Source organism: Exiguobacterium sp. LL15 (assembly GCF_024436095.1).
GTDB lineage: Bacteria > Bacillota > Bacilli > Exiguobacteriales > Exiguobacteriaceae > Exiguobacterium_A > Exiguobacterium_A indicum.
This window is the reverse complement of sequence record NZ_JANFNX010000001.1, coordinates 1,802,776-1,817,822: the sequence shown is the minus strand read 5'-3', so window position 1 is coordinate 1,817,822 and position 15,047 is coordinate 1,802,776. Positions and strand designations below refer to the sequence as shown.

Annotated in this window: 13 protein-coding genes; all 13 read left to right on the top strand. The window is 51.0% G+C overall.

Translation table 11 applies throughout. From position 1 onward, the window contains the following. The first annotated feature begins 48 nt into the window (after window positions 1–48). The 13 genes from recA to NOM72_RS09450 all read left to right on the top strand — a co-directional run bounded on the left by recA (window position 49) and on the right by NOM72_RS09450 (window position 14,960). Window positions 49–1,092 carry a recombinase RecA gene (gene recA / locus NOM72_RS09510; RefSeq protein ID WP_023467702.1) on the top strand — a complete coding sequence of 348 codons (1,044 nt, stop codon included), beginning with the start codon at window positions 49–51 and terminating at the stop codon, window positions 1,090–1,092. A 193-nt stretch (window positions 1,093–1,285) separates the two neighbouring features. After that, window positions 1,286–2,848, top strand: a complete 1,563-nt coding sequence (rny, locus tag NOM72_RS09505) for a ribonuclease Y (protein ID WP_023467703.1) — start codon at window positions 1,286–1,288, stop codon at window positions 2,846–2,848. A 49-nt stretch (window positions 2,849–2,897) separates the two neighbouring features. Continuing rightward, the gene (locus NOM72_RS09500) at window positions 2,898–3,692 is read left to right on the top strand and encodes a TIGR00282 family metallophosphoesterase (protein WP_023467704.1); all 795 of its coding nucleotides are present in this window, start codon (window positions 2,898–2,900) and stop codon (window positions 3,690–3,692) included. Between the two features lie 29 nt (window positions 3,693–3,721). Continuing rightward, the gene (locus tag NOM72_RS09495; RefSeq protein ID WP_023467705.1) at window positions 3,722–3,982 is read left to right on the top strand and encodes a stage V sporulation protein S; all 261 of its coding nucleotides are present in this window, start codon (window positions 3,722–3,724) and stop codon (window positions 3,980–3,982) included. Between the two features lie 189 nt (window positions 3,983–4,171). Next, window positions 4,172–5,920: a 2-oxoacid:acceptor oxidoreductase subunit alpha gene (locus NOM72_RS09490; protein WP_035398188.1), complete on the top strand. Its 1,749-nt coding sequence runs from the start codon at window positions 4,172–4,174 to the stop codon at window positions 5,918–5,920. Then, entirely contained in the window at window positions 5,907–6,773 is an 867-nt protein-coding gene (locus tag NOM72_RS09485; protein ID WP_023467707.1) for a 2-oxoacid:ferredoxin oxidoreductase subunit beta, read from the top strand. The genes NOM72_RS09490 and NOM72_RS09485 overlap by 14 nt, the downstream gene beginning before the upstream one ends. Window positions 6,774–6,872: 99 nt before the next feature. After that, window positions 6,873–7,961, top strand: coding sequence for an L-threonine 3-dehydrogenase (tdh, locus tag NOM72_RS09480; RefSeq protein ID WP_023467708.1), 1,089 nt, complete (start codon window positions 6,873–6,875; stop codon window positions 7,959–7,961). Further along, complete coding sequence (locus NOM72_RS09475) at window positions 7,961–9,136, top strand: glycine C-acetyltransferase (protein WP_023467709.1); 1,176 nt, start codon at window positions 7,961–7,963, stop codon at window positions 9,134–9,136. The genes tdh and NOM72_RS09475 overlap by 1 nt, the downstream gene beginning before the upstream one ends. A 128-nt stretch (window positions 9,137–9,264) precedes the next feature. Beyond that, a complete protein-coding gene (locus NOM72_RS09470; RefSeq protein WP_174316078.1) occupies window positions 9,265–10,899 on the top strand; it encodes an alpha/beta hydrolase in 1,635 nt (544 codons plus the stop codon). After that, entirely contained in the window at window positions 10,896–12,350 is a 1,455-nt protein-coding gene (locus NOM72_RS09465; RefSeq protein WP_255999056.1) for a phytoene desaturase family protein, read from the top strand. Before NOM72_RS09470 ends, NOM72_RS09465 begins: the two co-directional genes overlap by 4 nt. Window positions 12,351–12,474: 124 nt before the next feature. Further along, on the top strand, window positions 12,475–12,762 hold the full coding sequence (locus NOM72_RS09460) for a hypothetical protein (protein ID WP_029341204.1): 288 nt from the start codon (window positions 12,475–12,477) through the stop codon (window positions 12,760–12,762). 105 nt (window positions 12,763–12,867) lie between these two features. After that, window positions 12,868–14,136: a DUF445 domain-containing protein gene (locus NOM72_RS09455; RefSeq protein ID WP_055967116.1), complete on the top strand. Its 1,269-nt coding sequence runs from the start codon at window positions 12,868–12,870 to the stop codon at window positions 14,134–14,136. After that, window positions 14,133–14,960, top strand: a complete 828-nt coding sequence (locus NOM72_RS09450) for a DNA-3-methyladenine glycosylase family protein (protein WP_023467713.1) — start codon at window positions 14,133–14,135, stop codon at window positions 14,958–14,960. Before NOM72_RS09455 ends, NOM72_RS09450 begins: the two co-directional genes overlap by 4 nt. The last annotated feature ends 87 nt before the right edge of the window (window positions 14,961–15,047 follow it).

The following is a 15,047-nucleotide window of genomic DNA, read 5'->3' as shown; positions in this document are numbered from 1 at the left end:
AAAGAAGTACAATAATCTCAGTAAGATAATTAAAAGGAGGCCTGCTACGTGAGTGATCGTAAAGCAGCACTTGAGATGGCGTTACGCCAGATAGAGAAACAGTTCGGTAAAGGTTCTATCATGAAACTCGGAGAAAATGCGGATCAGAAGGTATCAGTAATCTCTTCTGGATCGATTACATTAGATATTGCCCTAGGTGCAGGTGGATACCCACGTGGACGGGTCATCGAAGTATACGGACCTGAATCGTCAGGTAAAACGACGGTTGCGCTTCATGCAATCGCAGAAGTTCAAAAACAAGGCGGACAAGCCGCATTCATCGATGCGGAGCACGCGCTCGATCCAGCATATGCAAACAAACTCGGTGTCAACATCGATGAGCTCCTCTTGTCACAACCGGACACTGGGGAACAGGCACTTGAAATCGCGGAAGCACTCGTTCGTTCTGGTGCGGTCGATATTCTTGTCGTCGACTCTGTTGCAGCACTCGTACCAAAAGCAGAGATCGAAGGCGAGATGGGTGACTCACACGTCGGTCTTCAAGCACGTTTGATGAGCCAAGCGCTTCGTAAGTTGTCTGGTGCAACGAATAAATCGAAGACGATCGTCATCTTCATCAACCAAATCCGTGAAAAAATCGGTGTCATGTTCGGTAACCCGGAAACAACTCCAGGCGGTCGTGCACTTAAATTCTACTCGTCTGTTCGTTTAGAAGTGCGTCGTGCAGAAGCGTTGAAAAACGGTACGGATGTCGTCGGTAACAAAACGAAGATTAAGGTCGTCAAGAACAAGATCGCACCTCCGTTCAAACAAGCGGAAGTCGACATCATGTATGGTCTCGGGATTTCGAAAGTCGGCGAGTTGATCGACATCGGAACAGACCTTGATATCGTTCAAAAGAGTGGTGCATGGTACTCGTACAACTCTGAACGTCTCGGTCAAGGGCGTGAGAACGCGAAACAATACATGGTCGAGCATCCGGAAGTCGCAGCAGAGGTCGAACGTTTGATTCGTGAACACCACGGTCTCGTCGATCGCGAAGAGCCGGTTGATTTCGAAGCAGAACAACCAGAAGATCTATTTGCTGAATAAACCGTTTCAGAGAGGATTCGCGTGCGAATCCTCTCTTTTTTAGTGTAAAAGAGGAAAACAGTGGAATTCTTTCCCGTCCGTTCGTTGACAATGAACGAGTGCTATCCTTACAATATAGATGTACGTTTTTTAGACAGCTTCGATGAAATACCGAAATGAACTAAGAAACACCTTGCAAAGGGGAGGTGAACCCATGAGTACACTGACTTGGATTGTCATACTTCTCCTCACTTTGCTGATCGCATTCATCGTAGGCTACTTCTTGCGGAAATCGATTGCAGAAGCGAAAATTCAAGGCGCAGAAACGGAAGCGAACAAAATCGTCGAACGTGCGCGTGAATCGGCTGAGGCAACGAAAAAAGAAGCAGTACTCGAAGCGAAAGATGAAGCATTCAAACTTCGTAACGAAGTGGAAAAAGAATTGCGTGAACGTCGCCAAGAGCTAGCGAAACAAGAAGCCCGGTTGCTCCAGAAAGAAGAGACACTCGATCGCCGTGTTGACGCTATCGACCGTAAGGAAGATCAAATCAATACACGTGATGCAGAGATCGCGAAACGGAAGCATCAAGCTGAAGAACTAGAGCGCAAAGTAGAGGACCTGTATGAACAGGGACGTCAAGAGCTTGTCCGCGTCGCGAATTTATCGCAAGACGAGGCAAGAACGATCATCATGGATGAGACGAAACAGGCTGCTTTACATGACGCAGCCATTCTTCAAAAAGAAATCGAACAAAAAGCAAAAGAAGAAGCCGACAAGAAAGCACGTAACATCTTGTCACTTGCGATTCAACGGTTCGCCGCTGAACATATCGCAGAGACGACTGTATCGGTCGTCAACTTACCGAACGATGAGATGAAAGGTCGGATCATCGGACGGGAAGGCCGCAACATCCGTACGCTCGAGACCTTGACTGGGATCGACTTGATCATCGATGATACGCCGGAAGCCGTCATTTTGTCTGGTTTTGACCCAATTCGTCGCGAAGTCGCTAAAATGGCGCTCGAGAAATTGGTTCAGGATGGTCGGATTCACCCGGCCCGTATTGAAGAGATGGTCGACAAATCCCGTCGTGAAGTCGACGAGCGGATTCGAGAAATCGGAGAAGAAGCGACGTATGATGTCGGAATCCACGGCATTCATCCGGACCTTGTCAAAATTCTCGGTCGCTTGAAGTACCGTACGAGTTACGGACAGAACGTCCTGTATCACTCACTTGAGGTTGCCCACCTTGCAGGTATGATGGCAGCTGAACTTGGAGAAGATGTCACGCTTGCGAAGCGTGCGGGTCTTCTGCATGATATCGGGAAAGCGATCGACCACGAAGTCGAAGGCAGTCACGTTGAGATCGGAGTCGAGCTCGGTACGAAGTACAAAGAGCATCCAACCGTCATCAATGCGATCGCGTCCCACCACGGGGATACGGAAGCGACATCTGTCATTTCCGTCTTGGTTGCAGCTGCGGATGCATTATCTGCTGCTCGTCCAGGTGCACGTCAAGAGACACTCGAAAGTTATATCCGCCGTCTCGAACGCCTCGAGGAAATCTCGGAATCGTTCGACGGTGTCGAAAAATCATTTGCGATCCAAGCGGGTCGTGAAGTCCGTATCATCGTTCGACCTGACGTCGTCGATGATGTACTGGCTCACAAGATGGCGAGTGACATCCGGAAAAAAATCGAAGAAGAACTCGATTATCCGGGACACATCAAGGTCACGGTCATTCGGGAAACACGAGCAGTCGAATACGCGAAATAAGTGGAGTGGCGGGCGACCGCCACTTTTTTTAATGAACGGAGGAACAGCAATGAAGATTTTATTCATCGGAGACGTCGTCGGTGCACCCGGTCGACACATCCTGCAACAATTCACAGCACGCCTGAAAGCGAAGTACAACCCGAACGTCATGCTCGTCAACGGCGAAAACGCGGCACACGGACGCGGCATCACGAAGTCGATCTATCATCAATTCCTTGAACTCGGATTCCACGGAATCACGATGGGGAACCACACGTTTGATAACCGCGACATCTTTGACTGGATCGACGACGCGGATCGAATCGTCCGTCCGGCGAACTATCCGGAAGGCACGCCAGGTCGTGGGATGATGATCGTCAAAGCAGGTAATAAAAAGATTGCCGTCATCAACGTCCAAGGAACGGTCTTCTTACCACCACTCGGTGACCCTTTCCGTACCGTCGATGCACTGATTGCCGAAGTCGAAGGAAAAGTTGATGCCATCTTCGTTGATGTCCATGCGGAAGCAACGAGTGAGAAAATTGCGATGGGCTATCACCTCGACGGTCGAGTACAAGCTGTCGTCGGCACACATACGCACGTCCAGACAGCAGATGAGCGTGTCCTTGACGGAGGAACAGCTTACATCACGGATGTCGGGATGACAGGTCCGCTGAACGGCGTGCTCGGAATGCGCCAGGAAGATGTCCTACGAAAATTCAAGACACAGCTCCCAACACGGTTTGAAGTTGCCGAAGGACGGGAACAACTTAATGGAGTCTTGATTCATATCGATGACACAACCAAAAAAGCAACGAAGATTGAACGGATTCATCTGACGGATCAGTCAGTATTCTTCGACTGATTGCCATTTCTGGATGGGGAGGTACACGCATGGACGTCCTGAAAGTATCAGCTAAGTCGAATCCAAACGCGGTAGCAGGTGCACTCGCGGGTGTCATTCGAGAGAGAGGTTCCGTCGAGATTCAGGCCATTGGTGCGGGAGCGCTCAATCAGTCTGTCAAAGCCGTCGCCATCGCACGCGGATTCGTGGCGCCTTCTGGCATCGACTTGATTTGTATCCCAGCCTTCACAGACATTTTGATTGATGGGGAAGAGAGAACCGCCATCAAACTCATCATCGAACCACGATAACGAATTGGACATAGGTCCTATTTGCAAGTAGACCATTTACTCGACTGGAGTAGATGGTCTTTTTGCTGCGCCTTCGAAATTTTCTCACCTTTCCACCGAGGGAGCATTGTACTACTTCCGGTAAATCGGTATCATGAGGGAGGATAGAGAGAACTATCATTTCAGGGGACAGAGAAGGAGCGAACGTCGATGTATAATCAGTTATCATGGAAAGTTGGCGGTCAGCAGGGAGAAGGGATCGAATCAACAGGCGAAATCTTTGCGATTGCCTTGAATCGACTCGGCTATTACCTGTATGGTTACCGTCACTTTTCGTCACGTATCAAGGGAGGACATACGAACAATAAGATTCGTGTCGCGACACAGGAAGTCCGGACGATTTCCGATGATCTCGATATTTTGGTCGCGTTCGATCAAGAGACGATCGATGTTAACTTCCATGAATTGCGTCAAGGTGCCATCATCATCGCGGATGCGAAATTCAATCCGACGAATCCGGACGAAGCACGCGCTTCCTTGTATGCGATTCCATTTACGGAAATTGCAGCTGATCTCGGTACGGCTTTGATGAAGAACATGGTCGCGATCGGTGCATCGAGCGCGATTCTCGGCATTGCACCGGAGCGCTTCCAAGCCGTCGTCGAACAGATTTTCGGTCGAAAAGGTCCAGACATGGTCGAGAAAAATTTAGCGGCAATCCGTGAAGGAGCAGCAGCGTTTGAAGCACTTGCAGGAGAGGGCGAGCGTTTCGTCTTGGAACCGGCTGACGGAAAACAACGGATGTTCATGATCGGAAACGATGCGATCGCCCTTGGTGCAATCGCCGGTGGAGCGCGTCTGATGGCAGCTTACCCGATCACACCATCATCTGAGATCATGGAATACTTAATCAAGAAACTGCCGCAGTTCGGCGGAACGGTCGTCCAGACGGAAGACGAGCTGGCAGCAGTCACGATGGCAATCGGTGCGAACTACGCAGGTGTCCGTGCTTTGACGGCGTCTGCTGGTCCAGGATTGTCATTGATGGCGGAAGCGATCGGATTATCCGGGATGACGGAAACACCGCTCGTCATCGTCGATACACAACGGGGCGGTCCGTCAACCGGTCTACCGACGAAACAGGAACAGTCTGACCTGATGGCGATGATCTACAGCACGCATGGTGAGATTCCAAAGGTCGTTTTGGCACCGTCAACGGTCGAGGAAGCGTTCTACGATGCAGCAGAGGCATTCAACATCGCAGAGGAATACCAGTGTCCTGTCATTCTATTGACGGATTTGATGCTGTCTCTTGGAAAACAATCGGTCGAACCACCGGATATGTCACGCGTTGAAATCCGACGCGGGAAGTTGATCCAGGAAGACTTACCGGAACTTGAAGGAAAAGCGTACTTCAAACGCTACGAAGTGACGGAAGATGGGATCAGTCCACGTGTCATTCCAGGCGTCAAGCACGGAATTCACCACGTAACAGGTGTTGAGCACAATGAGGAAGGACGTCCGTCGGAAGCGACGAAGAACCGAGTCGATCAGATGACGAAGCGACTCCGTAAGCTAAACACGTTCCGCTTACAGGATGCCGTTCTCGTAACAGAGCATCATGCAGAACCGGATATCTTATTCGTCGGTTTCAACTCGACACGTGGAACGATCGAAGAGATCATGCCACGACTCGAAGCACAAGGAATCAAAGTTGATCACTTGCATATCCGTCAAGTCCATCCGTTCCCAAGTGAGCTCGTCACGCCGCACTTAGAGCGGGCAAAACGAGTCATCGTCGTCGAGTACAACGCAACGGGACAACTGGCGAAGCTGATCCAGATGAACTGTGGACATGCATCGAAGATCGAGCATATCCTGAAATTCAATGGCGACCCGTTCTACCCAGCAGAGGTCGTCGAGCAGGTCGTAGGAGGGGTATATCATGGCAACCTTTAAGGATTTTAGAAATGATGTCAAACCAAACTGGTGTCCAGGGTGTGGAGACTTCTCGATTCAAGCAGCGATTCAGCGTGCTGTCGCGAACGTCGGTCTCGAACCAGAAGAGTTGGCATTGATTTCCGGGATCGGCTGTTCTGGTCGGATATCCGGTTATATCAATACGTATGGCTTCCACGGCGTTCATGGACGGTCCCTTCCGATTGCCCAAGGTGTCAAGATGGCGAACCGCGAATTGACTGTCATCGCGTCTGGTGGCGACGGTGATGGATTTGCGATCGGCATGGGACATACGATTCATGCATTCAAGCGCAATGTCGACATGACGTACATCGTCATGGACAATCAAATTTACGGCTTGACGAAAGGGCAGACATCACCCACTTCTGCACCTGGATTCAAGACGAAATCGACGCCAAAAGGGTCGATTGAAAAGAGTGTTTCACCGGTTGAACTCGCCTTGACGGCTGGCGCGACGTTCGTTGCCCAAAGCTTCTCGAATGATTTGAAGGGCTTGACGCAATTGATCGAGCAAGCGACGGCACATAAAGGATTTGCCTTCATCAACGTCTTCAGTCCATGTGTCACGTTCAACAAGGTCAATACGTACGATTGGTTCAAACAGAACTTGACGAAGCTGTCCGATATCGAAGGATACGATCCGTCGAACTTGGATCTTGCGAAACAGACCGTTCATGCTCACGACGGACTCGTCATGGGATTGATCTATCAGGATGAAACACGTCCTGATTACCAGTCACAAATCGATGGCTATCAAGAATCTGGTCTCGCGTATGCGGATCTTGAGCTAAACGAAGAAACATTCGGTAAACTGGCAGCGGAATTCATGTAAGATAGAGGAAAGATGTGTTTGGTTTTTTGGGGATGCTAAACATTTGGAAGTTCGCCACATATAAATAAACGTGAACTTCCGCGAAGGAGTCGGGGAAAGATGACGAAATTAGTAACGACGGTAGAAGAGACGACAACGACGAAAACGATGCGTGCACTCGTCAAAGAAGAACGCGGGTTCGGTGCGGCACTCAAAGAAGTACCGGTACCCGTACCGAGTCGTGGAGAAGTCTTGATTCGAGTCGAGGCAACATCGATCTGTGGGACGGACGTGCATATCTATGAGTGGGACGCGTGGGCAGCCTCGCGTGTCAATCCGCCGTATGTCTTCGGTCACGAGTTCTCGGGCGAAGTCGTCGAGCTCGGAGAAGGCACGAAACGTTTGAAACTCGGTGACCGTGTCTCGGCGGAGACGCATATCGTCTGTCATCAATGTAAACAGTGTCTTCGTGGTCAATATCACATCTGTAAGAACACGAAGATCATCGGTGTCGATACACAAGGCTGTTTTGCAGAATACGTCGTCATGCCGGAAGAAAACCTCTGGGTCAACCCGGAAGATATGCCAGCAGGGATTGCCTCGATCCAAGAGCCGATGGGCAATGCCGTCCATACGGTTCTTGCGAGTGATGTCAGTGCGAAAACGGTCGCAATCGTCGGTTGTGGTCCGATCGGTCTGATGGCGGTCTCCGTCGCTAAAGCAGCTGGTGCGGCGGAAGTCGTCGCGATCGACGTCAATCCGTATCGTCTCGAACTCGCACGGACGATGGGGGCGGATGTGGTCATTGATTCACGTCATGACGATGTGTTAGAGCGGATCGAGCGCATGACGGACGGCGACGGGATTGATGTCGTCTGTGAGATGAGTGGTCATCCGGTTGCGATTCGTCAAGCCTTCGAGATGGTGACAGCAGGTGGAGACGTCAACATCCTCAGTCTGCCGGTCAAACCGGTTGAAATCGATTTGACGAACCACGTCGTCTTCAAAGGTGTCCGGGTCCAAGGGATCACCGGTCGGAAGATGTATGAGACATGGAGCCAGGTTTCTGCTTTCTTATCGAGCGGAAAAGTCGATGTCCGACCGTTGATCACACACACGTTGCCGCTCGAGCGGTTCGAAGAAGGATTTGAATTGATGCGTCAAGGGAAATGCGGGAAAGTCGTATTACAACCAAGGGGGACGAATTAATGGGATTTGAACACTTACGGACAGAACTAGAAGAGATGAAACAGGCGGGCACGTTCCGCAACCTCGTAGCACTTGAGAGCGCGCAACATAACCGCGTGACGATCGACGGGAAGGAACTCATTCAACTGTCGTCGAACAACTACCTCGGACTCGCAGCACATCCACGTCTCGCTGAACAAGCTGCGGAAGCAGCGCGCACGTTCGGTGCTGGAACAGGGTCAGTTCGGACGATTGCCGGAACACTCGAGATGCACCAAGCATTCGAACGGGAACTTGCGACATTCAAGCATACGGAAGCAGCACTCGTCTTCCAGTCGGGATTCGCAACGAATCTCGGTGTCTTATCGGCACTGCTCGGTCCGGAAGACGTCGTCATCTCGGATGAGTTGAACCACGCTTCGATCATCGATGGGATTCGTCTGACGAAAGCGAAACGCCGAATCTATAAACACGTCGACTTGGCTGATCTTGAAGCGGCCTTACAAGAAACGCAAGACGCGCGGACGCGCCTTATCGTCACGGACGGTGTCTTCTCGATGGACGGAAACATCGCACCACTTCCGGAAATCGTTGAATTAGCCGAGCGATATGACGCACTCGTCATGGTCGATGATGCCCATGCGTCAGGTGTGCTTGGGAAAGCGGGACGCGGTACGGTCAATCACTTCGGTCTTGACGGACGTGTTGCCCTGCAAGTCGGTACGCTCTCAAAAGCCATCGGTGTCCTCGGGGGATACGTCGCGTGTGAACAGCACGTCAAAGATTACCTGATCCATAAAGGACGTCCGTTCTTGTTCTCGACATCACATCCACCAGCAGTCGTCGAAGCGAACCGGGAAGCGCTCCGTGTCATGGAGGAAGAGACGGAACTCTTCGATCGTCTGTGGGAAAACACGGAATTCTTTAAACAAGGACTCCGGGATCTTGGATTCGACATCGGAACGTCGACGACGCCGATCACACCTGTCATCGTCGGGGATGAAGCACGTTGCCACGAGTTGTCGGACCGCTTACGTCAAGAAGGTGTCTTTGCTCAAGGCATCGCCTTCCCGACGGTTGCAAAAGGAAAAGCACGTGTCCGGACGATCGTGACGGCGGAACATACGCGTGAAGATTTAACGACGGCGCTTGCAGCTTTCGAAAAAGTCGGTCGTGAATTAAACTTGATCGGTTGATATCGATCACGGACGAACCAGGTCCGCATACTTTCAGGCAGTGGGTCGATGACCCACTGCCTGAAGTGCGTCACGGGCGAAAGAATCAAAGTCGACCGTTTTTACTTTTGCAAGATAGGGAATAACAGATGAGGAAAGGATGTGACCTAATGAGTACGAAGAAGAAAGGGATATTGCTCTCATTTTTGATGCTGACGCTGCTCCTTGGGGGTTGTATTCGCATCCAATATGATGCGACGATCCATACCGATCAGAGTGTTACCTTAAAGACGACATATGCCGCAAAGGAACACCCAGTGGCGCGTTTATTGAATCTAAATCCGAATTGGAATAGTTATGTCAAACAGGCAGAAAAGAACGGCTATGCAGCGAAGACGTTCAAGACGAAGGATGACTATGAAGGGATCCGGATGCAGAAGACATTCGCGAACTTCAAGGACATGACATCGATCAAGGACGAATGGAAGACAGGTATCGGTGGGATTCTCATTCCACCCGATACGAAGTTCGACATGAAAAAATCGGACGGTTTTTGGTTTGATACGTATCGACTGGATACGAACATCGATCTCAGTATCGATCGTTTGAATATCAAAGGCTATCAACCGACAGGACAGGTCAAGAAACTCGCCGATCGGTATATCCGTCAAGCCGATATCGAGATCAAGCTCCACGGTCCGAAAGTGATCGGTCTCCAAAATGGAGAAAAGATCGACTGGTCGAATTACCATGATGTGTCATGGAAATTATACGGAACGAAAGCCAACCAGCTACAGTTGATTGCGTATGTACCGAATCCGACAGGTTGGATCATTACCGGTATCGTGTTATTAATCGGTGTCGGATTATTCCTCTACTGGGTCTTTCACCGTGTCCGTCGTTTGCGCCGGCAACAGTTGAAGACGATCAGCATCTCGCTCCTCGTCTGTTTGATCGTCGGGGGAGGAGCGTGGTGGGTGTTCGCGGAAGATACGTCAAGTGCGCCGCCACCAACGCGTCAGATCGTCACGCAAGGAAAGAGTGAAATCGTGCCGACGTTCCTCGTCCACGGGTTATTCGGAACGGAGCGGACGTTCGTGCCGATGATTCAAAACTTCACGAATAAAAAAGTCGCCGATGATGGTGGTCGATGTGACGTAACTCGTTCCGGAAAAGCAACCTGTAGCGTCAAACCCTCGCCGACGGGCTACCCACTTGTCCGAATCGTCTTCGCAGATGATGAGGCAAGTCTTGCCGATCAGCAAAAGTGGTTGAATGCGGCGATTGCAGCTTACGATGCGAAACAAAAAGCGACCTTTGCCGATATTCAGCTCGTTGGGCACAGCATGGGTGGTGTCGATGTCGTCGCCTACACGGTCCAAGAGGAGATGCCGTATCACGTCCGGAAAGTCGTGACGCTCGACTCACCGATCGCCGGTTCGGATTACGCGAAACTCGGATTGACACTTGCGCCACTTGGCACGAATACGAACAGTCCTGCGATACGCGATCTTGCGAAGGGCTCACCAGCGATGAACAATCTGACCCAAAGGCTTGAGACGTGGCCACGCGACGTACTCGTCTATTCGTTTGGTGCCAAAGGAGGCGACTTCAATCTGATTTCGTTAAATAGTTCGTTTGCACTCGAGAACTACACGGATAACATCCAGACGAAATCCTATAAGTATGATCACTTCACGATTCATCGCCGGGAGCCGGTCTTCCGCGAAATCCGCAATTTCCTGTTTAAAGAAAATCGAGTCACGGAGGAGGAACCATCATGAAACAGGTCGCCATCGTCGGCGGAGGAATTGCCGGTCTAACGGCTGCGGCATTGATCGCACAAGAAGGACATGCCGTCACGGTACTTGAAGGAAGCCGTGAATGGGGAGGGTCAGCCGGGAAGTTCACACGCCGGGACTTGACGTATCCCGTTGGAGCGACCCTTGGGATGGGATTTGAACCGGGTGGCATTCATGCTCGTGTGCTCGATCATCTCGGAGTGACGCACCAAGTCGAGCCACTCGACGTCGTCATGACGATTCGCATCGAAGGACGATTGATTCATTATTATCAAAATCGTGATGCGTTTCTAACCGAATTGACCTCACATTTTCCGGAGCAGGCATCGTCGATTCGGGCATTCTTTGCTGAAATCGAGCAGATACACGAGGCAATTCGTCCACTGATGGCAGAACTGCCGGCATTGCCACTTCAAGATTTAGCCGACGTCCGGCGGTTAGTTCGTCACACGAAAAGTGTCGTCCTCTTACCATATTTTCCGCTGACGATTGGTCATCTGTTACGCAAACATCGACTAACGGATACGCTGTTCGCACAAGTGATCGACGGGATCCTACTCGACAGCATGCAGACAGGGCAGGAAGCATCAGCTTTACTAGGAGCCGTCGCCTTATCGATTTACCACGAGGGTGCTTATTATGTACCGGGTGGATTATACCGACTGGCCGAGCAATTGAAAGAGACAGCAGAGGCGAGCGGGGCGACCTGTCTCCTTGGGCGAAAAGTCACGACGATTCGTAAGACACCGGATGGTTTCTTGATCGAGGATCGTCGCGGGCGCTTGACGCTTGCAGATGCGGTCATCTGTGCGGTTCCGCTTGAAGGCATCCGGGAAGTCGTCAGCGCGGATATGCGACGAACGTTACGACGGACGTACCAGCGACAGGAAAAGCTACAGCAATGGGCGACCTTTACGTATTATGCGTCGATACCGGAGTCGGTCATTTTGTCTGATGAAGCATTCCGGCAAGTCCATGATCCGTCCCTACCTTCAGGTCATGCCTTCATCTCCCTCTCCCGTCCGGACGACCGATTACGTGCACCAGTCGGTCAACGGACGCTGACGATGTCATGTCATGTTCCGATTGGTACGTTCGATAAGACGAACCGGAAACGCTACGACGAACAGGTCGAGGTGATGTCGGCGATCTTCGAAGCTATTCTTGAACAACAGTTTCCGGGTTTCCGTCAACAGGCAATCGAACGCCATCCGGGTGGACCCGGTGCGTGGGTACGCTATACGTTCCGTCCGGACGGTGGAGTCGGGGGATATCCGCAACGTCCGAGTACGAGTCTCTTGTTCGCAGCGCCGTTTCGAACAGGCATCAATCACTTCTTTGCGATCGGCGACACGATCTTTCCGGGTGCCGGGACGATCGGGGCGACGACGTCTGCGATTCATGTTGCCCGACAGTTTGATGTCAGATTATGAGAAATCATCGTAAAATGATGAAAGAAGCGACGCATCTGTCGCTTTTTTCACATTTGAGGATTATGATGAGGAAGAGTCGGGAACATGATATCCATGAACAGAAAGAGAGAAGGAGTGAAGAACCATGGAGACATTCGAGCAAAAATGTCAGTCGTTCATTCAGGAACGACGACCTGAAGTCGGTCCGATTCAATTCGAGTCGGCGCGTACGTTTCTCAATGCACGCGGTTTAAGTGTCTACGAACGGATTTATCAAGGGAAAGAAGAAGTCCGATTAGCATTCGTCGAGCAGACGAATGGTCAACAACTCGTTTCATTGATGGAAAATACATTCGGCAACGGACTGGTCTATTTTGTCTCAACGGCAACCGCGACATGGGATGGCGACCGTTTTGGTGAATACACGTTTTAAGTACATAGGGAGTCCCAGTCGATGACTGGGGCTCTTTCGTGTCGAAACCTAATCCTTGTCCCGTTCGTAAGGTAGATAAGTGACTCAGTTGAAGGAGGAAACGATGTGTCATCACTTGAACAACCTAAAACATCGACACGGCGGCTTGCGACCGTCTCGTTGATTTTCATGGCGGTCGGATTCGTCGTCTCATTGCCATTTAAAGAAAATGCGTGGGTCTTTTGGCTCCAGAGTGGTTTTGAAGCCGGACTCGTCGGTGGGATTGCCGACTGGTTTGCGATCACGGCATTGTTTCGCCATCCGCTCGGCTTAAAGATTCCCCATACGAACCTGTTGCCGAAAAATCGGGAACGGGTCATCGAATCAATCGTTCATATGCTCGAGACGGACTTGCTCAATAAAGAGAGTATCGTCGCGAAGCTCCAGCATATGACGCTCGCAGACCGTGTCATCAAAATCTTACGTTCGATTCTCGTTCTGCCTGCTTTTCGAGCGACCGTTACCGAACTATTGGTCGGTCTGATCCGGAAATTACCGAAAGAGGCGATTCTTGAGTTTGCGAATACACGGTTGACGGAGACGATCAAAGCGTATCCGTCAAAACGGCTGGCGGTACGGGCGATGGAGTTAAATGAGGAACGTCGACTCGACGAGTGGCTGATGGATCAGTTACTCGGTTATGGGCAACGTCTGCTCGAAGACCCCGTCATCCGAGACCAGATTGGGCGCCTTGCCTATACGGCGATGATCGACCAAGAAAAGAATACGTTCTTGCGGGTGACGGCGCGAACCGTCCAAAAAGTCTATTCAGAAGAAAAACTCAGTCTTGTCATTCAAGGTGTCTTGTTGACGGTCATTCAAGATATGCGACACGTCCATCACCCGAATCGTTTAGCGATTCTTGATCATCTGCGTCGTAATCTGGCACAGTTATCGATTGATGAAGAGCGTCTAGCAAAAATCGATGCTTGGAAGGCAAGCGAGGTCGACCGGTTTGACTTCGTTCCGGTCATTGAACGCGCGTATGATGCTGGTTTGATCGAACTCGAACGCTACTTGACGTCAGATGCCTTCTGGACGGAACGGGCGATGCCGATGCTTTCGCGCGCTTTAGACGACTGGGAACAGCATCCGACGTTCAAAGATAGCAGTGATCAATGGATGAAGGAGCAACTCGTTCGTTTCGTCGAACAAAATCACCAAAAAATCGGTGGACTCGTCCGCGAGAACTTAAACCGGTTCGATACGGAGACACTGATTCATATGATCGAGGATAAGGTCGGCAGTGACTTGCAATGGATTCGGGTCAACGGGGCATTGTGTGGATTCATCATCGGTTTGATTCTCGGTGCGATCAAGGTGTTCGTCGGATGAGCCGGTGGACGCATGATGTGACGTTGTCGGAAGCATTTGATTTTAAAGGAATCGTATCTCGTTTGACGGAAGACCCGTTACAAATCGAACAGGATGGGCGACTCGTCGTTCCGATCTTCATCAACGATCAGGCATACATCACGACGATGGAAGCCATCGATGGTTACACGTTACGGATTGACGGTTCAGGACCGCAAACAGCGGTGCTGACGCAACTCAATCGACGCTTTCGACTCAATGAGCCAAATCCTGCGCAGCGTCTCAAGGCGACGTCGTTACACGCGATCGTCGAACGGTTCGGCGATGAACGACTCGTGCTTGATCATTCACCGTTCACGGCCTTGATTCGCTCGATCATTCATCAACAGATCAATCTCTCATTTGCCCATACGTTGACGGAACGTGTCTTTCGAACATTCGGAACGGTCAAGGACGGGATCATCCTTCCACCGACACCGCGTCAATTAGCAACTGCGCGTCGCGAGGACTTGCTTGCTCTGCAACTATCAGGACGTAAAGTCGATTATCTGCTTGGCGTAGCGACAGCAACGATTGATTATGATGCATTGACGTCAGCCGACGACGCAGAAATCGCTGAGACGTTGATTGCACTGAAAGGCGTCGGACCATGGACGGTCCAAAACGTCCTGATGTTCGGGTACGGTCGTCCGGATTTATTTCCGGCATCGGACATCGGGATATTACGGGCTTTCGAACGGTTGCTCGGTTACCGACCGACGGTGGAAGAAGCGACGCGACTGGCGGAGGAATTTGCCCCTGTCCGTAGTCACGCCGCCTATCTATTATGGCGTTCGATTGAATAAGGAACTATTCTTGTCACTCTATCGCGAGAACGGTATAATGAATGCGACAGAACGAGGAATCGTTCAGAATGCTAAGGGAAGCGACGT